This window comes from Paenibacillus xylanexedens, from assembly GCF_017874615.1.
GTDB lineage: Bacteria > Bacillota > Bacilli > Paenibacillales > Paenibacillaceae > Paenibacillus > Paenibacillus xylanexedens.
The window spans coordinates 417,581-438,274 of record NZ_JAGIKV010000002.1 but is presented as its reverse complement, the minus strand read 5'-3'; the positions used below and the strand labels follow the sequence as shown (position 1 = coordinate 438,274).

Annotated in this window: 20 protein-coding genes and 1 pseudogene; 18 read left to right on the top strand and 3 right to left on the bottom strand. The window is 43.1% G+C overall.

Annotation, left to right across the window (positions count from 1 at the left end; genetic code table 11):
• Positions 1-459 precede the first annotated feature (459 nt).
• Both J2Z28_RS04430 and J2Z28_RS04425 read right to left on the bottom strand, forming a co-directional pair.
• Positions 460-888, bottom strand: coding sequence for a DUF5412 family protein (locus tag J2Z28_RS04430; protein ID WP_211081343.1), 429 nt, complete (start codon positions 886-888; stop codon positions 460-462).
• A gap of 119 nt (positions 889-1,007) precedes the next feature.
• A complete protein-coding gene (locus tag J2Z28_RS04425; RefSeq protein ID WP_211081342.1) occupies positions 1,008-1,901 on the bottom strand; it encodes an AraC family transcriptional regulator in 894 nt (297 codons plus the stop codon).
• A gap of 114 nt (positions 1,902-2,015) precedes the next feature.
• Between J2Z28_RS04425 and J2Z28_RS04420 the strand changes: the two genes are divergently transcribed.
• The 14 genes and pseudogenes from J2Z28_RS04420 to J2Z28_RS04360 all read left to right on the top strand — a co-directional run bounded on the left by J2Z28_RS04420 (position 2,016) and on the right by J2Z28_RS04360 (position 16,963).
• Positions 2,016-3,836 carry an ABC transporter ATP-binding protein gene (locus J2Z28_RS04420; protein ID WP_211081341.1) on the top strand — a complete coding sequence of 607 codons (1,821 nt, stop codon included), beginning with the start codon at positions 2,016-2,018 and terminating at the stop codon, positions 3,834-3,836.
• The gene (locus J2Z28_RS04415) at positions 3,829-4,113 is read left to right on the top strand and encodes a hypothetical protein (protein ID WP_211081340.1); all 285 of its coding nucleotides are present in this window, start codon (positions 3,829-3,831) and stop codon (positions 4,111-4,113) included. Before J2Z28_RS04420 ends, J2Z28_RS04415 begins: the two co-directional genes overlap by 8 nt.
• Positions 4,017-5,789 (top strand): ABC transporter ATP-binding protein, encoded by a 1,773-nt coding sequence (locus J2Z28_RS04410; RefSeq protein WP_280530804.1) that lies wholly within the window; start codon positions 4,017-4,019, stop codon positions 5,787-5,789. The genes J2Z28_RS04415 and J2Z28_RS04410 overlap by 97 nt, the downstream gene beginning before the upstream one ends.
• Positions 5,786-6,091: pseudogene (locus J2Z28_RS31745) on the top strand (Rpn family recombination-promoting nuclease/putative transposase); the annotation flags it as partial. The gene J2Z28_RS04410 and the pseudogene J2Z28_RS31745, both read left to right, overlap by 4 nt.
• 345 nt (positions 6,092-6,436) lie before the next feature.
• Positions 6,437-8,317, top strand: coding sequence for a DNA helicase RecQ (gene recQ, locus J2Z28_RS04400; protein ID WP_211081338.1), 1,881 nt, complete (start codon positions 6,437-6,439; stop codon positions 8,315-8,317).
• Positions 8,318-8,757: 440 nt separating this feature from the next.
• Complete coding sequence (locus J2Z28_RS04395; protein ID WP_211081337.1) at positions 8,758-10,800, top strand: B12-binding domain-containing radical SAM protein; 2,043 nt, start codon at positions 8,758-8,760, stop codon at positions 10,798-10,800.
• 476 nt (positions 10,801-11,276) lie between these two features.
• A complete protein-coding gene (locus J2Z28_RS31085) occupies positions 11,277-11,867 on the top strand; it encodes a tyrosine-type recombinase/integrase (RefSeq protein ID WP_244988088.1) in 591 nt (196 codons plus the stop codon).
• 31 nt (positions 11,868-11,898) lie between these two features.
• Positions 11,899-12,204 carry a tyrosine-type recombinase/integrase gene (locus J2Z28_RS31080; RefSeq protein WP_415841468.1) on the top strand — a complete coding sequence of 102 codons (306 nt, stop codon included), beginning with the start codon at positions 11,899-11,901 and terminating at the stop codon, positions 12,202-12,204.
• 162 nt (positions 12,205-12,366) lie between these two features.
• Positions 12,367-12,891: a hypothetical protein gene (locus tag J2Z28_RS04385; protein WP_211081336.1), complete on the top strand. Its 525-nt coding sequence runs from the start codon at positions 12,367-12,369 to the stop codon at positions 12,889-12,891.
• A 317-nt stretch (positions 12,892-13,208) separates the two neighbouring features.
• A complete protein-coding gene (locus tag J2Z28_RS04380; protein ID WP_211081335.1) occupies positions 13,209-13,676 on the top strand; it encodes a hypothetical protein in 468 nt (155 codons plus the stop codon).
• Between the two features lie 178 nt (positions 13,677-13,854).
• Entirely contained in the window at positions 13,855-14,415 is a 561-nt protein-coding gene (locus J2Z28_RS04375) for a hypothetical protein (RefSeq protein ID WP_211081334.1), read from the top strand.
• A gap of 742 nt (positions 14,416-15,157) precedes the next feature.
• Entirely contained in the window at positions 15,158-15,571 is a 414-nt protein-coding gene (locus tag J2Z28_RS04370) for a DUF7674 family protein (protein ID WP_211081333.1), read from the top strand.
• Positions 15,572-15,816: 245 nt separating this feature from the next.
• On the top strand, positions 15,817-16,311 hold the full coding sequence (locus J2Z28_RS04365) for a hypothetical protein (RefSeq protein ID WP_211081332.1): 495 nt from the start codon (positions 15,817-15,819) through the stop codon (positions 16,309-16,311).
• A gap of 151 nt (positions 16,312-16,462) precedes the next feature.
• Positions 16,463-16,963, top strand: coding sequence for a hypothetical protein (locus J2Z28_RS04360; RefSeq protein ID WP_211081331.1), 501 nt, complete (start codon positions 16,463-16,465; stop codon positions 16,961-16,963).
• 492 nt (positions 16,964-17,455) lie between these two features.
• Here the strand turns inward: J2Z28_RS04360 and J2Z28_RS04355 are convergent, their stop codons facing one another.
• A complete protein-coding gene (locus J2Z28_RS04355; protein WP_211081330.1) occupies positions 17,456-17,899 on the bottom strand; it encodes a hypothetical protein in 444 nt (147 codons plus the stop codon).
• 1,019 nt (positions 17,900-18,918) lie between these two features.
• Here J2Z28_RS04355 and J2Z28_RS31075 point away from each other — a divergent pair.
• The 4 genes from J2Z28_RS31075 (at position 18,919) to J2Z28_RS04335 (ending at position 20,692) form a co-directional block, all read left to right on the top strand.
• On the top strand, positions 18,919-19,248 hold the full coding sequence (locus tag J2Z28_RS31075; protein ID WP_244988086.1) for a DUF3024 domain-containing protein: 330 nt from the start codon (positions 18,919-18,921) through the stop codon (positions 19,246-19,248).
• A 1-nt stretch (position 19,249) separates the two neighbouring features.
• Positions 19,250-19,591: a hypothetical protein gene (locus J2Z28_RS04345; RefSeq protein ID WP_211081329.1), complete on the top strand. Its 342-nt coding sequence runs from the start codon at positions 19,250-19,252 to the stop codon at positions 19,589-19,591.
• Between the two features lie 36 nt (positions 19,592-19,627).
• Positions 19,628-20,095 carry a UPF0158 family protein gene (locus tag J2Z28_RS04340; RefSeq protein WP_211081328.1) on the top strand — a complete coding sequence of 156 codons (468 nt, stop codon included), beginning with the start codon at positions 19,628-19,630 and terminating at the stop codon, positions 20,093-20,095.
• 69 nt (positions 20,096-20,164) lie between these two features.
• Positions 20,165-20,692, top strand: coding sequence for an IS1096 element passenger TnpR family protein (locus J2Z28_RS04335; protein ID WP_211081327.1), 528 nt, complete (start codon positions 20,165-20,167; stop codon positions 20,690-20,692).
• Positions 20,693-20,694 lie beyond the last annotated feature (2 nt).

Genomic DNA, 20,694 nt, shown 5'->3' with positions numbered 1-20,694 from the left:
AGAAGCAGAAGCAGAAGCAGAAGCAGAAGCAGAAGCAGAAGCAGAAGCAGAAGCAGAAGCAGAAGCAGAAGCAGAAGCAGAAGCAGAAGCAGAAGCAGAAGAGGATTAAGAGGTAGAATAGATATAATAGATAAATTATAATGCTGCCATATGTTTAAAGTCTGATAGCTACGAAATTATTAGTGACTGAGCATATCAGACAACAATAAAGTATAAGTAAATAAACGATAAAATGCAGAACAAGAGCAGCCCCGCTCAACCGAAAGAGTCGGTGAGAGGGGCTTTTAACGCTTCTCGTGCCGCGTGTATCTCCTGCCATGGTGTAATGAAAGTAGCATTTGGTGAAATTTTCACAAGGCATACAGAGCGTTGGAACTTCTGACATGCGGTGCAGTGAGGATTACTCATCAAGATGAGTCGTCGAGTGTTCAGGGCCGTCATATTAGCTGCTAAGTTATTTTACTTTTCGGGTGCCGGGCATCGCACTGACTGGTCCTTCATTCGTAAACTTTTGCATGCCCAGCCCCATCCATCATACATTTCGTCATCGATATTGAGGGTAATGGTCTCATCCGTGTATTCATTCCAGTTTTCAATCCGGAGTGTGTTTTCACTGTCCCATTCGAGATGGTTATTTCCGTGGTGCTCAGCACGATAGATCGTTTTTACCGTGGCGTCCTCAGGGGCATTTGTCTTCTTAACATCGACCCAGATTGTAACGCCGCCTGCCGCACCACCGTAAGGTACACCGTAAATTTCGGCAGTATAATCACCATTACGTGAAGGCATGGAATAGCTTAATTCTCCTTTCTCAGAACGGTCAAACGTGGAGAAGTAAGGACGGAGCCAGAAATACAGGAATACAGCGGCAAACAGTACAAGAATCAACAATGTAAATGTAGTGAGAATAGGGTGTCTACGTATCCAAGGTTTGCGAGAATCTGTATGGGATGAACTTGAATTAGCTTGAGTATTTGAGTCTATAAGGTTGAACCTCCATTTGCAGCTTACAGTGAAATTTGCTTTGCAGGAATATAAATGTCCATTTCTCCGTAGTGGTCCTGAGCCAGACTGCCATCAATTCTTTCAAAATAGTATGGATCACTCTTCTCGTACCCGGAATGGCTCTGCCAATATTCATCGATAAATGTCCAGACACTGTCCAAGTGATCAATATTGATGAGACTTGGATGGAAATCACAGACGAATTTGAATACGGCATACTGGTTGGCCGGGACCTCAATTCCGTCCAGTTCTTCAGGGATATGATCCAGACTGGTGACCTCTACAGACGGCTGATATGTACTGTAATCCTGGTTAATTTCATTGGTAAATCCAATATATACGTTGGGTTGCAGCACGTTAGGAATCGAATGAAAGTGTTTTTCAAAAAAGTCGTTGCCTGCTGAATTGGCTTCATAGTGCTCTTCATTATCTGCATACCGAATGTGGGATCGTTGCCCAATGAGTTTCATAGCCGGTTTTTGTACATACGTTGGTTTGAAAATATATCCATATGGAAGCGTCGTGATCATGGACGAAGTCATGCGGGCTGTGAATTCAAGGTCTCCAGCTCCCTGTTTGCGATACTGCAGGGGTGTAATGCCGAAGGCTTGTTTGAAAGCACGTATGTAGGATTGTTCGTGTTCAAAAGCGTAATGTCCACTGATATCGATAATCTTCCAGTTCAGATTCACCAATTGCTCGAGGCTGCGTGCCAATTTGCGTGAACGAATGTATTCTCCAGGCAATTGTCCGCTGACATGTTTGAACATGCGATGCAGGTGGAATTTGGATATATGAGTCACAGATGCCAGATGATCAAGCGTTAATTTGTCTTGAATATGGTCTTCTATGTAGTCGAATAGCTTATCCAGTGTGTCTAGCAGATCGTGTTGCATATCAATCTCCCTACTTCTAATAGTACTTACAGCAATAAATGTTCATTTTTTCCTTATCACCGATGATATCATAACCAAGTACATAATTTAATGACAAGATTGGAGAAAGCATCCATGTTTGCTGACAAAAAAAATTATACAACGTTAGGCATGTTAACTCGATTATGGACACTAACGGGCAAGTACCGCATGTTCATCATTCTGTTACTTTTCGCCGCATGTATGGTCTCCCTGATTGAGGTCGGTTATTTGGAATCGATCCGAAGACTGGTCAAAGGCGCGACTGAAGCACAGTTTTCGTTACTCTACTCAGGTTTGATCATAGGCGTTAGCATTGTAGTATTACGATTGATTGTAACCGCATTTATGACGAGGGTCGAGACGTTATTCCAGCAAAAGACATTATTGTCTGTGCAGTCTCTACTGCTCTCCTCCCTTGGTAACACAGAGACTCGCGATCTGGCACATTATCATACGGGTGACCTAACCTCTAGGGTCTGGACTTCAGCCAAGGAAGCACAGAAGGGGATCAACCAACATGGCATTGAACTCGCGAAAAATATCATTCAGCTGATTCTTGCCTTTGCTTACTTCAGCTGGGTTAACTTGCCGCTGTCGTTGGCTATCATTGCATTCACATTAATCTATCCTCTTGTAACGGTAGGACTTGGTAAACGTCTACAAAGACGGCATGATCAGTTGAATGCCAGCGCAGCGTCAAGAGATGAGATACTGACTGAAATCATGCAAGCCCCGGTTGAGATCCGAAGTTACGGACTCGCGGGTTATGTACACCATCATTTTAAAGATCGTATGGATCAAGTGTTCAGACATACGATGTCCGTATCTGTGTTACAACGACTTTCGGAAGCAGCCGGACGGGTCTCGACGTATGGTGGCATGATTCTGATTCTCTATCTAGGCGGCATGCAGGTCCTGAATGGACATATGGATGTAGGAGGATTGGCAGCTTTTCTGGTAGCAAGCAGTCAGTTAACTCGTCCGATTGAATCGTTATCTGGGCTGTGGAATGATTTTATTGGTTCGGCTTCTCATGCGTCCAGAATCTTTGAGGTGCTGGATTTGGAGAGAAAGAACACGGTTGCTAATACCGGTACTAATATATATGTACAGTCCGATACGTATTTAGACCAGCTTGAAAAGCAATCTAAACCGGCTGGCATCAACGTGCAGCATGTGTCTTATAGGTATGCGGAGCAAGAAGAAGTGTTAACAGATATTTCTTTTGAGGCCAAGAAAGGAAAGCTTACTGTAATCACGGGGCCAAGTGGATGCGGGAAAACCACGTTATTGAAATTAATAGCCGGATTAGATACGCCTGTTACTGGTTCGATCCAGGTCATGAATCAGAAGAATTTACTGAAGGATATGCACGAAGTTCAGACAGCGCATGTCAATCAGGTGTATGTTCCGCAACAAGCCTTTATTTTCACAGGTACAGTGGAAGAGAATATTGTTTTTGGACAAGAGGAGATATCTGCTGATCAAGCAAAGGTTGCGGCCCATATGACGCATGCACATGACGCGATTATGCGTCAATCGCTCGGTTATGGGACAGAGCTTCAGCCACAAGGCGGGACGATGTCGGGTGGTGAGCTTCAGCGTATTAGTCTAGCCAGAGCGCTGCTGAGGAACCCGGATATTCTTTTGTTGGATGAACCGACGTCATCTCAAGACCCGTGGCATGAGCAACGATTGAATGATCTCTTTGCCCGAATCACTCTTGACAAAGGCACAACGGTTATTGCAGTTACTCATCGATTATCGCTGATAGAACGGGCAGATCAGGTCATCTATATCCAGAAGGGACGCGTCGAAGATACGGGGACTCATCGTGAATTGCTGGATCGGCCAAACGGATATCGAAGTTATATTGCGGAGCAGGATACGGAAGTGGAGGAACAGCATGAGTAACAAGACCGAAGATGCAGCATATGCCGATGACGTTGAAATGAAAAGCAGTCATGAGAAAAGCGGAGCATATGAGTTAAATGAAAATAATGAAAATGAAAATAATGAAATAGAAGCTCATCATCAGATGAACGAAAGTGATGTTTCAGATGACCCAAAACAAGCTATATCATTGGCAACGGTATGGCCCGTTATTTTTCGCTGGATGAAGCCTTATGGATTAGCTGTAGCGATCTTGTTCATTTTTATCGCAGCAGATGCGTCTTTGATTGGGGACTAGCCTTTGTACAGGGATTCTTCGTGGATGCTATTCATGATGGGGGACAGGAACAGCTTAATGCCACCGCAATGATTTTCATCGCCATTCTGGCAGGATTTATCATATTTCTCGCGATGCATCGTTATGTGCTGGTATGGCTCAAGGAATCGATGCAACGGGATATGTCCATGGATCTGTTGAAACTGTTAAACCGGATGCCCTATTCCTGGGTGCGCAGACAGAAGTCCGGGGATGTGATGCTTCGCATCAAGGAAGACACCAAACATGGTGCAGAAGTTGTGGAGGCTATTGCAGAGGGTGTTACGGTTGTATTCATCATTGCTCTATCGCTGGGATACTTGTACAGAGCAGATGCATGGGTTGCGGTTATTGCCTTGGTAAGTGCAGGGGCAATCTGGTTCACGGCGAGGTTGTATGATCAGCGAATTGTACATCTGTCCGATGAGGTCGAATCCAGGGAAGGCGAGTCCCAAGAACAGATCCAACAGTATGTTGAAGGGATACCGGTGATTCAGATGTATAATGCTTCACCGTGGTTTCTCGCTCGTTTTCGGACACAACAGCAATCATTGAATCATGTTCAGGCTAAGTTGCAGATGACCCTGAGTATGTCGGATAACGTGGCGATGGCGGTGTTTGGTCTCGCTCAATTGGCAGCGTTGTTCCTTATTGCTTTGTCAGCGGCTAGGGGAACTTTGTCTCCGGGCATGGTTGTTGCAAGTAGTCTGCTGTTTGAACTGGTGGTGTGGCCAGTACTCGGCTTGTCCAGCCAGTGGAGTCAGATGCAAGCCAGCGTGGGTGCATTTGGACGTATCTCTGCATGGTTGAAATTGGCGGAGAACAAGAAGACAGACGCATCCAATACTAAGCACGAGGAGCTTGCACAGGGAATTTGTAACCAAGATCAAGGGAATACACAAAAAGGGGCACATAAAGAGAACGAAATTGCTATGCTACGTCTTCAACAGGTTACGGTAATAGATGAAAACAGTGGTCGGACGATTTTGGATCAGATTACGCTTAATCTGGTTCCTGGTGGACTGGTTGCGGTAGTTGGCTCCAGCGGTGCTGGCAAATCTACACTGTGCCAAGTGTGTGCAGGGTTGATCGAGCCAACATACGGAAGCGTATTACTAGGTAACAAACATGTTGCAGATTATATAGAGATGGATAATCAATCCAGACTGACGTATATGCCGCAGACACCTACTTTTTTCACAGGAACGATTGAAGATAATATTCGTCTGAGTTCAGACGTTACATTGGACAGAGTGAAGTTTGCGGCAGAGCAGGCAGGTTTGCATGAATATATTGAGGCACAGGAAGGACAATACGCAGCAATGTTGCATGAGAAAGGGGCCAATCTATCTGGAGGCCAACAACAGCGACTGTCGCTTGCTAGACTCTTTACGAGGTCATCTGATCTGTATATTCTGGACGAACCAACGTCATCCCTGGATATTCAGACAGAACAGAACGTGATGAATCACTTGCTGAATTTTATGAAAGGAAGAATAGGATTACTCGTCACACATCGGATGGAGGTTGCTCGTCAGTGCTCTCGCATCCTTGTGATGGAACATGGCCGAATTGCCGAGGATGGAACGCATGAACAACTGATGCAGAGGAAAGGATTGTATTATCGTATGAATGCAAAAGGCGGTGGTACAACATGAATGAATCTGGGGTTAAGAAAGTAATGGATACGCTGGAGTTCTTGAGTCAGGATCGTGAAGCACGTCGTTTGTATGAAGAGCGCTAGAAATATTTACATGACGAAGCTTCTATGATTGAGTGGGCTACGGAAAAGGGAATAGCTCAAGGAATAGCCAAGGGGATAGAAAAGGGATTAGTAGAAGGGGAAAAAAGAAAGATGATTGAGATTGCGAAGAAATTCCTCTCACTAGGGCTCGAAGTTTCTGTTATTGCAAAGGCCAGTGGTAAGCCGGAGTCTGAGATAGAGGCGTTAAAAGATTAAAGTGAAGTTATGAGGTGTAGTAGATCCACCAAATGAATTGGGACGGATACACTAGCGTGATATGAGTGTGGCTCGTAAATATAAGTTAATGCAATCGTTTTGTCCAACTAGGGCAGGGCGGTTGTTTTTATTTTGATGAAGGGGCTTCAAACGTTTTACAGTAAAACGCGGTTGCTCATTCGGGGCTGGGCCGTTAAACTAAAGGGAGCGGCGTTTGCTTGACGGACAAGTCATGAGAACGCCATTTTGTTGTCAAGGATGCGGCATATGTGCCGCTTTCGGATGTCAGAATCGGATCGGACCAAGCTGGTGGAAAAACACCGGTGATAAGTAAGGAGTCTTTACATGAGTATGCAAACACCTACATTAGAAGAAGCGCAGGGTCTCCTGCAAAAATATTATGGCTACCCCGACTTCCGTGAGGGACAGAAAAAGATTGTAGCCAGTCTGCTGGAACGTGAAGATACGTTGGGTATTATGCCAACTGGGGGCGGTAAGTCGATCTGTTATCAGATCCCCGCTCTGTTATATTCGGGTCTGACGCTTGTTGTCTCCCCGTTGATCTCATTGATGAAGGACCAGGTCGATGCGTTGACGACCGCCGGAATTGCTGCCGCGTATATTAATAGTACACTGAGCGGCAAAGAAGTGAATGATCGCATCCGCGCGGCGCAGCGCGGTGAGTTGAAGTTGCTCTATGTCGCGCCTGAGCGACTGGAGCTGGATTGGTTCCGCGAGGAGATGGGCTATTTGCCGATCTCTTGCGTTGCCGTGGATGAGGCCCACTGTGTATCGCAGTGGGGGCATGATTTTCGGACAAGCTACCTGGCGGTAGCGCCGTTTGTGGATAGTTTGCCGGAGCGGCCGGTGGTTGCGGCCTTTACGGCGACAGCGACGCCCGAGGTCATGGGCGATATTCTGCGGCTGCTGCGTTTGCAGGACCCGCAGACGTATGTGACCGGACTTGGGCGGGATAATCTGGCGTTTAGCGTGCTGCGCGGCGAGAGCAAGAAGGATTTTGTCCTGAATTATGCGCGCGAGCATGCCAGCGAGCCAGGTATTATATACGCCGCGACCCGTAAGGACGTGGACGATCTGCATCAGCGTTTGTTGCAGGCGGGATTGCCGGCAGGACGCTACCATGCCGGTATGACGGACGATGAACGGTCCCAGAGCCAGGAAGCTTTTTTGTACGATGATATCCGAGTGATGGTGGCGACGAATGCGTTCGGGATGGGGATTGATAAGTCGAACGTGCGTTACGTTATTCATAACAGCATGCCGAAAAATATGGAGGCATACGTGCAGGAAGCCGGACGTGCAGGCCGGGATGGAGAGCCAAGCCAGTGTATTCTGTTATTCGGGGCACAGGACATTATTACCCAGAAGTTCCTGATTGAGCAGAATCCGATGGACGGCGACCGCAAACAAAACGATTACCGGAAGCTGCAACAGATGGTGGATTACTGTTACACAACGCGTTGTCTGCGCAGTGCGCAACTGGATTATTTCGGTGAGGTGCATGATGATACACCTTGCGGTACTTGCAGTTCCTGTACGGACGACCGCGAGCTGGTAGACATGACGATTGATGCACAGAAAATATTCAGTTGCATACACCGCATGCGTGAACGGTATGGTGTATCGCTGGTCGCTTCGGTACTCAAAGGCTCTCGTGCCAAAAAAGTGCTCGATTACGGCTTCAACTCTCTGCCAACTTACGGCGTGATGGGTAATCGGACAGAGCGCGAGATATCGGAGATCATCAACGTGATGGTATCGGAAGGATATCTGATGCTGTCTGAGGGACAGTATCCGGTTGTGCGTCTGCAACCACTGGCGGTGGAAGTGCTCAAAGGCCAGCGTGAAGTGATGCAGCGTGTTGTCCGCAAGACAGCGGCAACAGCTTCGGGTACGAACTATGGTGGACGCCGCGGACGCGATGCAATGCCATCTGCGGTTAATGAGACGGTATTTGAACAGCTTCGCCTAATCCGGCGTGATCTGGCGGCGAAAGAGCATGTACCATCGTACATTATCTTTAATGATGCGACCCTGCGTGAGATGAGTGTGGTATGTCCACAGACAGAACGTGACATGCTGGATATCAAAGGGGTCGGTGAGGTCAAGTACCGCAAGTACGGACTGCCGTTCCTGGAGTTTTTCCAGAAGCAATCGGGCGAAGAAGTGGATACGGATGATGATGCGTTTTACGAGTATGAGTGAGTATGAAATGAGTAAGAGTAAGAGTAAGAGTAAGAGTAAGAGTAAGAGTAAGAGTAAGAGTGAATTGAGTATGAATTGTTAATTTTCACTTTCTAATCTTTGAAGTTGTTGTCGCGTCTCTGTAGAGTGGACAAATGGTGGCGAATTGTCTTTCAAAGGGTGGACATCGGCGTTAGGAATGGCTGACCGTATCGTATACAACATATAGATTGAAGGTGCGGGTTTTATACTGTATGTTGTGTTTTTGGTTTGGTGCGGTGTATATGTCTTTTTGAAAAGAGTGTCCACTCTTTGAAAGACAAAAGTTGGATATGTCCATGAGATATGGAATGGCTAGTTCAAAAGAGGTTTAGATGAACAGCATCCGGGGCAGGATGGCTGTGCAGCTTTCTTTTTACCAAAAAAATATGGTCTGGGTGTCCAGGCAAAGGTTGTGAACCATGAAGGTTATTCTTTCTACATTAAATGCAAAGTACATCCATACCTCCTTGGCCTTGCGGTGTCTGAAGGCATACAGTGAGAAGGATTTTGATATTGACCTGGCGGAGTATACGATCAAGGACCCGGTGATGAATATTGTGTCTGATCTGTACCAGCGCGGCGCGGACGTGATTGGTTTCTCGTGTTACATCTGGAACATTGAAGAGACAATCAGGGTCATTGATAACCTGAAAAAGGTTATGCCGAACGTGAAAATTCTGCTGGGCGGACCGGAAGTGTCCTACGACACGGAATATTGGATGAACCGGATTCCCAATGTGGATTTCATCGTGATGGGTGAAGGGGAAGAGACGTTGCATCAGCTTTTGATGGAGCTGGAAGGAAGCAAGAAGTTTCACTTTGTCTATGGACTGGCGTATCGCAAAGGGGAAGAGGTCATTCTCATGCCAGGACGGCCGAAGGCGGATCTGAACGATCTGCCGTCACCACATCGATTTGATGAGGATATCCCGGAGCTTGGGAAACGGGTTGTTTATTTTGAGACCAGTCGGGGCTGTCCGTTCAGTTGCCAGTTCTGTCTGTCCAGTATAGAGGTCGGCGTGCGGTATTACGATATTGAGCGGACGAAGTCGGACATTCTGTACCTGATCGAGAAGGGTGCAAAGCTGATCAAGTTTGTAGACCGGACGTTTAACATCAAGCGGGATTATGCACTTGAAATGTTCAAATTCCTGATCGAGAATCATCAGGGGACGGTGTTTCAGTTTGAAATTACGGCGGATATTATGCGTCCCGAGGTGCTCGACTATCTGGCAGAGAATGCGCCACCGGGCACATTCCGCTTCGAAATCGGGGTTCAGTCCACGAACGATCCGACAAATGAACTGGTGAAACGCCGTCAGAACTTTACCAAGCTGAGTCGTACGGTCAACAAGGTGAAAGCCAGTGGTAAAATCGACCAGCATCTGGATCTCATTGCCGGATTGCCGGAGGAAGATTACAATACGTTCCGCAAGACGTTTAACGATGTGTTTGCACTGGGGCCGGAAGAGCTTCAGCTTGGATTCCTCAAAATGCTGCGTGGTACGGGTCTGCGTTTGGATGCGGAAAAGTACAACTATACGTATATGGATCACGCGCCGTATGAGATTCTGGGCAGTGATGTGCTGCCGTTCAGCGACATCGTACGCTTAAAGCGGCTGGAGGATGTACTGGAGAAATACTGGAACGCTCACCGGATGGACCATACGTTAAAGTATCTGATGGAGCAGGAATTTAACTCACCGTTTGATTTCTTCCAGGCGTTTGGGGATTACTGGGAAGGTCAGGGTTGGCAGAAGATTGGTCACCAACTGGAGGATCTGTTTACTCGTCTGCACAGCTTCCTGGAGTCGCGGAATACGCCGCATATGGATATCGTGCTCGGCCTGATGAAGCTGGATTATTTCCTCGGTCACAAATACAAACCACGCAAAATCTGGTGGGAAGATCCGCTTCAGAAAGACCAGTGGGCGGGTTATATGAAAACGTTGGCTGAACGTCCAGAAGACGTTCGTCTGCCACGTGTTGCCGGCGCCGCAGGCACGGCATGGCTGGAAAGCAGCGGCACGGGTCCGAGTGCCGCTGTGGGAAGTTCGGCTGCTGCCGAGGAAGACTCTGCCGCAGATGCGGCGGGTGTGATCGGCAGCGAAGCCGGGGATGCAGCGTCGCTTGCTTCGGGCGACGCAACCGGGTCCGCCGCGGATGGAGCGGCGGACATGGTGGACGGCAACGCTTCGCGTGCGTTGCCGATGACCTCAGCCATGACCGCACAGACGGTCATGGGTGCCCGTGCTTTCGCCGACCTTGGTCTCGGCGAAAAGGAACTGCAGAAGCACACCGTATTGGATGTGCTTCCGTTCCGGCTTGAGCGTGTGCTAGCTGGCGCCAGCCCGCTTGCCGCGAAAGGCCGGACGCTGCTGGTCGTTGTGTACCAGCAGCATGAAGGGCAGCAGGCGCAGTATTACACGCTGCCGCTGGGAGAAGAAGCCGCTGCCATGTAGGTGCAGCGGCTTCAAGGGAGCGAGCGCCACGGCTTTGCCTTCGTGGCGCTTCTCTTGTAGGCATCACGGTTTGCCGTTCGTGATGCTGCCTTTGATGAGCACCGCGCTAATGAACGCGGTGCAACCCCATTGGGGTACAGCATCTCACCCTTACGGGGCTTGCCACTGCACAAGCCGCGCTCCGCTTCACTTTTTACCCAAATATATATGTTCCGAAAGCATCGGAAGGCCGTCTGATTCCCTAGGGGATGAAGAAGGGCCTTCCTTTTTGTTTTTCAGAATGATTTCCTATGAAATAACATGCTACTACCAATGAGACGATTATCATAACAAAAGGTTCCGCTGAATTACTGTACATCTAAATCCCGTATAACCCTGTACATATTGAGCGGATTCGTCGGATCAAGGGCAGAAGGTGGGAATCCAAACCAAAAGTGTGGATCATCCCTTACACCACAGCTGCTATACAGGAGTTCATGAATCAATTTGATTCAGAATATGTTCAGATTGCCCTGGAGTTGTGGGTGGAAAGCGAGGATTTACAGCAATGGAAAACTAGCAAGGGAAGTAATGCATGGAGCAAAGAGCCGTTACAGAAGGCATTAACATTACGAGGATACAGCCGTAAAACAATTAAAGCGTATTGTAATCAGGTCGAACGTTTTCTGAGTAGCCTTGCGCTTAAAGATACCGATGTGACTAGTTCCAAAGTTCAGACGTATTGTTTAGGTTTGCTAGAGCAAGGGATCTCCCATTCAAGCGTGAATCAAACGATCAGCGCAATTCGCTTCTATTGCAAACATGTACTACTTCATCCTACAGAAATCCAGTATATTCGTCCCAAAAAGCAGATAAAATTACCTGAAGTCATGTCAGAAAAAGAAGTTGCTCAACTGCTCAAATCTGTTACCAATCTAAAGCATAAGACGATTCTGTTTCTCACGTATTCTTCTGGTCTTCGTGTTGGCGAAGTCGTTCGTCTTCAATGCAGCGATCTGGATATTGAGCGTCAGACTTATTGTACGGCAGGGAAAAGGTCAGAAGGATCGGAGAACTCTTCTCTCTAACCTAGCTTGGGAAATTGTGCAGGAATACATTATGGAGTATAGACCCAATCGTTGGTTATTTCCGGGACAATCTTCGGATCGGCATCTTACCGAACGCAGCGTACAGAAGGTTTTTGCAGAAGCTAGACAACGCGCAGGTATTGTAAAAAAGGTTGGTATTCATGCCTTAAGGCACTCCTTCGCTACGCATTTACTGGAAAACGGAACAGACTTGCGCTACATTCAGGAGCTGCTTGGTCACACGAGTGCAAAAACAACACAGCGCTATACGCATGTCAGCACGAAAAATGTTCAGCGTATCCAGAGCCCACTGGATCGTATGGACATGGGAGATTGAGCATCCTAATAATTCTCCCTTTTTCACCAAATTTTTCTTCGCAAATATTACCGCATAGGTTATCATATACGTAGTTCAGATATTACGATGAATGTGTGGTATTTGCGGAAGTACATAAATTTAATGTTAGGTGAAATCTGTGTATGGAGGGGAATGTTATCAATGACATATAGCTATTTTGACACTTTTGATGAAAAACTTAAAAACATAATCGAAATTGGGTCAAAACATTATGATGAAGCTTGCATACTAATATTTGTTTATCTTGATTTTTTAAGTAATTTTGTGGAGAAGCCACACTCTTCAAGCAATGCAAGATTTAATGGATCGAACTTTAGATACTTTTTGCTACACTATTCACATTTTCAAGACACATTAAAATATATTCAAGTTGACAAGTTCATTAATGATTTTTCAATAGGTAGAATAAGTAAGGATGAATACCAAAAATATTATGACAAGATAGAGGGAAAACTTGAAAGAGTTAAGAATGGAGTAGAACTTCCGATATCATCATTTATCAGTTTGGATAATGTTGATTCAGAACATAAAGAATATTTTCAGAAGATTACATTGTTTAACTTAATTTATAGTTTAAGAAACTCGGCAGTGCATGGTTATAATAACCTGATAGACGCAGGAAAAGAACTTTCAGAGCCTTTTCTCTCGTATACCTGGAATATATAAGAAGGGAATGAAGGATGGTTTACCACATATATACCTTTTGATTTCATCTATAGGATGGTCAATAATTGTTATTCAAAAGTTAGAGAGGAATACGGGAGTTTAGTTGAAAGGTTTTTCGAGGAAGACACAGACATCACCTAACATAATATTCAAGCCGCGGCTCCGATGGAGCCTTGGTCTGCTGGATGCATTTCGAGGAGGGATTTCGGCAGACAACCCCTTCCGGGTTCATGAATACAGGAATGTTATAGGAAATCAGCAAACACACAAAGAGAACTTGTTTTATTTAACATATTTTTTTGAGGAGAAGTGATTGAGTGAATAAAGACATTCTACTTGAATGGGACAGTAAGCATAGTGCGACGAAACGTACGAAAGAAAATTACTGGAAAACCTATAGGAAGTGGCGTGACGAGAACAAAAGCGATTATCATGATACTTTTATGGGAAAGTTATATGATGAATTTATAAGTCTTGAAGAGCGTGCCATATACCTAAAATATAGTTTTAATACAACCGAAGCAGTGGTATTTTGTTCGATTAATATCTTTTACATAGAAGAGCAAATAGGAACCTATGATATAGAGTTTTTTTTGAATGGTGAGATCGCTGATGATTACCTGGATTTTGGAGACGTATTACTTAAAGATCGCATAATTAAAGTGAAGCATAATTTGAAGACTGCAAGAAGCGCTTTAAAACTGGGATTTGAAGTATCAGACATTTTGAAAATCACAGGAATCCCACTCAACTATATAGAAATATTAAAAGAAAAATATATTTGATATAAAGGGAATGGTATAAGAGGTATAAGTGATTCGAAGAAGCTGCTGACATCCTATAACATAATATTCAAGCTGAGGATATTCGTCCTTGGCCCGGCATTCGCCGGACATCTAGCATTCGCTAGGTCGTGAATACAGAAACGTTATCGGAAATGACCTGAAAAGGAGAATAGAAAAAATGAAGAACCTTGATATCAATTTGTGGAAAAGTACATTGTTGAATCATTTTAAGTATAATCTTGAGAAGTTTGCAACAACAATTGAAAATAAAGATGTGTACTGCTTGATTTTGGACTGTCATGCTACATATGGGAATGTTAATTTGAAGTGGAATACCTTTGATTCGTTTAAAAAACATGTTAATAAACACTATAGTTCTTATACTTCAGACAAACTACTCGGCTTTAGGGGGGTAGAATACAATGTTGGGGATTTTTCATACGAAGACACAAAACAACCAGAATTAATAAATGAATTCGAACAATTATATGAAACAAAACTTTCGGAGTTTTTCGATGATGAAGATGAAGAATCATCGAATGAGCTGACACAAAAGTTTATTAATGCTTTAGTGGAAATAATCTTTGAACTTAGACCTACTTTTTCTAAACTAAATAAAACGGGTCACTTTATTTCATTTATTGTAGAGCATGACTCTGAATATTATGAATACATAAAAAAGACGGTAACAATAGAAGACTATTATAAAGCATTTCCTGAGGTTAAAGAGTATGAATAATATTTAAGCATAATTTATTCAACTTCTAAAGAAGAGCAAGTCACACATTGGTCTAATTTGTTATATGAATTTATTATTGGTGATGAAACAGAAGGTACAAGATCACTTAAACAAATGTACCGCCATAAGTATGATGTCGAGGATGAAATAATTAAATTAGGTGTGATTGCATCAAGCGAAGTTGTCACACTCTTCGAGGTGTTTTCAGGTTACACTCCATCAATTGATGGCCAAATTATTCAAAGCGATAGTCACACGCGATGGATGTTTTTAAGTATTTTAATAGATATTAATAATGCTAATGAGAAGACAATTAATCGAATAAAGCAAATTTTAATAAGAAAATATGAAGTTGACAATTAAGTGCAAGAATGTATAAATATAGCAATAACACTTCATACTCTTGATTCTGTACGATTCCCAGAAGAAATACATGATGAAGGAAGACTTAGGTTATTAAACTACGAAGAATACAAGAACAATTAGTAGGTATATCTAAGAAGTTAGTCACTTCCGATAACATCATATCCACGCTTCGGAGCTTGGCGGCTCCTCGGTCCGCCCGCCAGAAGGAGAGTGGCAGGGAAGTAAATTCAGGCGGACACATCCGCACCGACTAACCGCATTACGGCCGCTCCCGTTGGTCGCTTAAGTCGGTGGGACGTCGTGGATACAGGAAAGTTAGATGAAATCACCGAAATATGAATTCAAATTACTATCAAGAAGGAAGCTGTCGTACAAGATGATTATTAAAGATCAAGTTATGGAAATGCTATTAATTTCGAGTCCATCTTATAAAAATAGATATGATAAATACATTAAAGAAAATTATAAACCGGGAGAAGAAAGATTGATTTATATAGAAGTATGTGATTTTATCCATCATCTATTTGATAATTATTTGAAGCGCGAAGTGGATGAATTCGATAATATCTTTGAACTTATTGAAAGATTACATACTGATGGAGACGATTTTGTAAAAGAATTAGCTGCCGTAGGATTTTTGGAAGATCTTCAGAACATATTATTGCGGCAGAACATTGATTTAATTGTTTTTGAAGTCTATTTAAGACCAGTATCAAGAACTTGGTGGAATAATTTAATTGATTTTTGGAATGGAAAAACGGGATACCTTGGAGGGCCATTAAGAGAATAATAGGATTTGAAGTTAATTCAAAGAAGTCGGTGACATCATCTAACATTATATCCACGCATCGGAACCTGACGGCTCCTCGGTCCGCCCAGAGAGATTGGCAGGGAAGTGGAATCAGGCGGACACATCTGCATCGACTAACCGCGTCGCGGCCGGCTGTTGGCGCAGCCTTAAGTCGGTGAGACGTCGTGGATACAGTAACGTTAGCTGAAATCACTGCAAAATTAATATTTTGAGGGAGTTATTACGTGGAGATCAACCAAGAAATAATAAAAATGCTATATCAAATTCATTGGTTTAGTAAATGTGGAATAAGAGATTATCGAAGCGATACCGTAATATATACTAATTCTTGGGTTGAAGCGTCTGAATATTATAATTCTCGAGAATGGGAAGAAACAACTTTGAAGGCCAGGAATCAGTTGACTTTGTATTTACATAATAATTTTTCGAAAGAGTATTTACATTGGAATGCCATACTCAAAGAAGCAAAGAAAATTATCAATACGATGTTAAGCGAGCAACTGGATAGAACTCGAAATGAGTTCCAACTAGAGGATGTATTCAGTGAATGTGTTAGATGGGATATCTTAAATATAATTATGGAATACAGTTATTTAAGTAAGTTGAGAAAAAAATATAATAGATTCTACTCGGAACAAATATTATATATCTATTCTATAGGTCATCTGCCTTGTGGATGGGAAGGGAAATGGCCTTCAGGTAAGTTAGTGATTATTTAAATATTGTTGAAGGCTTCTCGGGAAGGCAGTGACTTCAGCTAACATAATATTCACGCTTCGGACATTCGTCCTTGGCCCGGCATGCGCTGGGGCGTGAATACAGGAACGTTATAAGAAATCAGTTCAAAACATTTATTAAGGAAGTGCTTCAATGAAGTATCTTGACTATTTAAGAACGTATAGAGAAGACATTGTTAAACGGTTAGAATCTTCAATCCATGAATATAAAGTCCAACCCGTTGGTAATGGATATATTGACTGCATAGTTATGAAAGATAATTTACGAAAGTTTGTAAAGGATCTTTCAACAATAGGTATTTTTGTTTCTGATGTTACTTGGTGGTGCTATGTAAATCCAAATAACGAATCTTCAGAATGCCCACATGGTATGGGGGGGCCGGTATCAGAATATTATGAAGGCTGGTTCAGTGAATTACAAAACGAATCATATGAAGTAAATATAAAAGAAACAGTTTCTATTATGAAAAACCATGATACACAATTAATATATTCAATAAACGATAAGACTCTTGATAAGATTGATACCATACTTAAAGTACCATTTTGTTATACACCAACAGAATATATTGAAGCTAACAAATGTGTCATGCCAGCTGTATGGTTAACTGTCCCGGACGAATGGAAAAGATGAATTTGTGAGTGATTTCAAGAAGCGCACTGACATCATATAACAATGTATTCACTTGCTGGTCCTACAGCCCCTTGGTTCGCCAGCGGTATTTCGAGGAAGTGTGTTCAGGCGGACACATCTGCGAGGCTAAGTCCTATCGGACCCGGCCAATTCGTGGCCTTAATCCTCTCGGTGTCGTGAATGTAGTAACGTTAGCTGAAATAATAATAAATATGAAGAGAATGAGGAATGCTTCATGAATGTAAACATCGTTTAACTGTTAGTTTCAATAACTTCACTGATTGCAGCATGTATTACTTACTCTCTACTTAACAATAACCAAAAGAGGAAGTCCCAAAATTCGTTCTGGGTCTTGTATTCGTCGGTATGCATGATATGAAGCGTAAGAACGTACAAGAAAAAAGAATCGGCGAACCGATTCTTAAGGCGTTAAAAAACAATTTTCATATATAGCAATCTCTACATCAATTTAACTTAGTAGCCAGTCTTGCCTCAATCTCGTACTTCATGATAGATACCAGTCCACGGATCAAAAACGTATGAATTTACTTTTGAATTTTTTTCCACAGAAAACATACAACCTTTTTTTATTTCATTAGATTCATTTTTTATTAACGTATTCTTCTGCTTATTAACCACATAAGGTTCTTCTAAGTTCTGAGTGACCTTATCTACCGCACTTTCATACGTGTATTGAGGAAGAATTGTAATTACATAAATTGGAATAAATATCAAAGAGAGTGTTTGTGAAAAAAGTGCTATTTCTTTACGTTTTTTGCTTGGTTGAGCTTTTAAGAAATAACTCAACACCATGAAAAAAACTAACAATCCAATAAAAGCAACCACATCCAAAACATTATTGTAACGATATTGTAAAAAAATTAAAAAAGACACTTCTATCAGACAAGCAAAAATTATTAGTTTTCTATACATCATATCTCCTTTGAATAAGTAGTTGAAGCTAACATCAATTGGCGTCAACTTATCTTAACTATATATTATTGAGTGGACTGTTTCTACATAGCCTTAGTTAAGAAGCCAAGTATTATATGCTCCGATTATACAAAAATAAGGATCACTTCTTCCATCTCCTTCAACTCTAAGCGGTACCCATTGAATGTTTCCGTCTTTGTATTAATCTCCTTAGCATTTACGATAGTTCGCTTACTGCGAAAGCCAATCTCTCCGTTAGATCTCACTTTCCAAATCCTGTGCAGCAAATCTTTCATAAACTTGACAACGGATTATAATATGAAGTGCGAAACCTACTGGAAATAAATAAAAAAGGGCCCATGGCCGGATTCGTGTAGAATGAAAGTTCTCACCCCCCATTCACGCAAGGAGAATCCACCATGAGTTACACACATCTTAGCATAATCAAACGCAGCGAGAAATCTTCCACCAGCAGGGCAAAACTCACGAGCGATCGCAAGGGAGCTGGGCTCTAACACGTATTCATGCATTTGAAAGTCTAAAAAGAATGCACTTGCGAAGAAGTCGTTGACATCGTATAACATAATTTTCAATCAGCTACCTTGGGGGATGCACCGCGATCATTGACGCGGCGCTTTCCCTGAGAGCTGCTGCGCCTATGGGACGCAGTAGCGTAACACAAGCTGCATGGCCGAATGGCATCATGCAGTAGGGGGGAAGCGCGCCACGGCTATGGGGTCGTGGCGCTTTTTGGCGTGCATCACACAGCTTAGCAACTGTGGATGCACCAAGTGCTGCTATCACGGAAGTGTGCTCGTGATGGCATCATGAGCACCGCGCTGATGCACGCGGTGCAACTCCGTGAGGTACTGCCCCATTGGGCGCAGCACCTCACCCTTACACGACTTGCCCTTGCACAAGCCGTGTCCGGTTTCTTTTACAAGTAAAGCATCATTTAAATCGGAGAAAACATCGTGATATAATCAAGGCAAAATGAATCAAGGCAGGGAGAGTTCGAGATCATGGATGATTTTACGAAGAAGCGGATTGAAAAGATTATGGACCATTACACTGGAAATGCAGTACCTGAGCATGTGAAAAGTCAGATGAAGATTAGTTATAAAATCAGAGGTAACCATGTGACATTGATTGAAGAAAGACAAGCCTTTCAAAGCGATCAATGGGTACAGATGCCGGTAGCACAATTCAGATTGGATGAGAAGGTATGGAAAGTGTATTGGCAGGACAGCAAAAACAAGTGGCATTTCATCGATGATATTGAACCGAATGAAGATTTTGAAACACAGCTCAAGATCGTTGACGAAGGTCATAACGGAATGTTCTGGGGTTAATTTGAAAAAAAATAATACACCAAGACATAAAAGACTTAACCGTGAAGGCAGACTTCATGCAGCAAAATCATGGTTACGTACGTATAACGGAAAAAACATTGTCAGAGGTTACAGTAAACATTTTGCCATTGATCTATTGGGTGCCGTAAGAGAGTTGGAGATGATCGGAATAAGCATAGAGGATAACTACAAAAAGCAACTGAGAGCAGATTTGAAAAACAAAATTAGAAGAAAGGAACTAATAAAACAGAAGAAAGCATTAGATGAGCACAATATAACTCCCTTTTACTCGGAGTATATGGAAGAGCTTGAGGATGATGAAGACATGGAATTACCTTTTTAGTTCAAATAGATGAATCCTTGAAGGGGTGTGAGTAAAATGAAAGTGGATTTACAAGAGATCATTGACCATATTGAAATGCAGTTTGAAGGGACCGGTGCGTATGTCAATCTGAAAACGGGTGAAGTGCTCTCCATATCCGAAGATGATCTGAGAGATGCAGAGGACATGGACGAGCAAGAAATAAGCGAATTACCGGATTGGCGGCAAGTGGATATGGAAATTGCAATCGAATTCATTGAACATGAGGACGATTATGCAGCCCTTCCAACTGAAATGGATTACAATGCATACGGCATGATGGAGAGATTCATTGCTACATTAATCGATGACAAGCAATCCGCGATATTAGAAGATGATATTCGGGGTAAAGGGGCTTTTAGGAGATTCAAAGATAAAGCGGCAGATCTGGGACTGTTGGAAGCATGGTATCGATATCAAGGTCAGTGTTACAGAGAGATCGCAATTGAGTGGTGTGAAACGAAAGGAATAACGTATAAAGAATAGTGAAATGTGTGAACATGTTTCAGCCAATAGAATATTTTAAAATTTTATATGCAGAGAGGTGTATCTGCCATGGCAATTTACCTGTTTAAAATAACAAACAAACATAGAAAATCCATCTGGAGAAAGATAGAGATCCAGGACACTCAAAGATTAGGTGACTTCGATCAGATGATTAGAGAGTCATTCGGCTACGACGATGATCATTTGAGTGCGTTTTACAGAGGAAAGGCTTGGTCAGCACAGGGGTATGGAGAGATCGAACCAGGTGGACAAGGTAGGGGAGCAAACAAGAAGATCCAAGATTTGAAATTACAATTAGGAGACAAGCTGGAATATATATATGATATGGGCGAAAGTTATATAAGTCTTGTTGAACTGATGGATATCGGAGCAGAGCAAGCTGGGGTTGCTTATCCCAGAGTCGTTGAAAAGAATAAGCAAAGAAATAAGTACTGTGAACAATGCAAGTCGAAGGGTAAAAAACAAATAGCCGTATACAATGTTTACTATTTTGAAGCGGAGTCATTAGAACAATTATGTGAGCCATGTATGGAATCTGTAGAGGAAGACATTGATGCTACAGAGATCGTTTACTAATG

What these genes read in the sequence shown, in the direction of transcription:
- J2Z28_RS04425 (WP_211081342.1), bottom strand. Translation starts at nt 1,901, where the DNA reads ATGCAACACGATCTGCTAGACACACTGGATAAGCTATTCGACTACATA.
- J2Z28_RS04420 (WP_211081341.1), top strand. Translation starts at nt 2,016, where the DNA reads ATGTTTGCTGACAAAAAAAATTATACAACGTTAGGCATGTTAACTCGA.
- J2Z28_RS04415 (WP_211081340.1), top strand. Translation starts at nt 3,829, where the DNA reads ATGAGTAACAAGACCGAAGATGCAGCATATGCCGATGACGTTGAAATG.
- J2Z28_RS04410 (WP_280530804.1), top strand. Translation starts at nt 4,017, where the DNA reads ATGGCCCGTTATTTTTCGCTGGATGAAGCCTTATGGATTAGCTGTAGC.
- recQ (WP_211081338.1), top strand. Translation starts at nt 6,437, where the DNA reads ATGAGTATGCAAACACCTACATTAGAAGAAGCGCAGGGTCTCCTGCAA.
- J2Z28_RS04395 (WP_211081337.1), top strand. Translation starts at nt 8,758, where the DNA reads ATGAAGGTTATTCTTTCTACATTAAATGCAAAGTACATCCATACCTCC.
- J2Z28_RS31085 (WP_244988088.1), top strand. Translation starts at nt 11,277, where the DNA reads ATGAATCAATTTGATTCAGAATATGTTCAGATTGCCCTGGAGTTGTGG.
- J2Z28_RS31080 (WP_415841468.1), top strand. Translation starts at nt 11,899, where the DNA reads ATGGAGTATAGACCCAATCGTTGGTTATTTCCGGGACAATCTTCGGAT.
- J2Z28_RS04385 (WP_211081336.1), top strand. Translation starts at nt 12,367, where the DNA reads ATGACATATAGCTATTTTGACACTTTTGATGAAAAACTTAAAAACATA.
- J2Z28_RS04375 (WP_211081334.1), top strand. Translation starts at nt 13,855, where the DNA reads ATGAAGAACCTTGATATCAATTTGTGGAAAAGTACATTGTTGAATCAT.
- J2Z28_RS04370 (WP_211081333.1), top strand. Translation starts at nt 15,158, where the DNA reads ATGATTATTAAAGATCAAGTTATGGAAATGCTATTAATTTCGAGTCCA.
- J2Z28_RS04360 (WP_211081331.1), top strand. Translation starts at nt 16,463, where the DNA reads ATGAAGTATCTTGACTATTTAAGAACGTATAGAGAAGACATTGTTAAA.
- J2Z28_RS04355 (WP_211081330.1), bottom strand. Translation starts at nt 17,899, where the DNA reads ATGATGTATAGAAAACTAATAATTTTTGCTTGTCTGATAGAAGTGTCT.
- J2Z28_RS31075 (WP_244988086.1), top strand. Translation starts at nt 18,919, where the DNA reads ATGGATGATTTTACGAAGAAGCGGATTGAAAAGATTATGGACCATTAC.
- J2Z28_RS04340 (WP_211081328.1), top strand. Translation starts at nt 19,628, where the DNA reads ATGAAAGTGGATTTACAAGAGATCATTGACCATATTGAAATGCAGTTT.
- J2Z28_RS04335 (WP_211081327.1), top strand. Translation starts at nt 20,165, where the DNA reads ATGGCAATTTACCTGTTTAAAATAACAAACAAACATAGAAAATCCATC.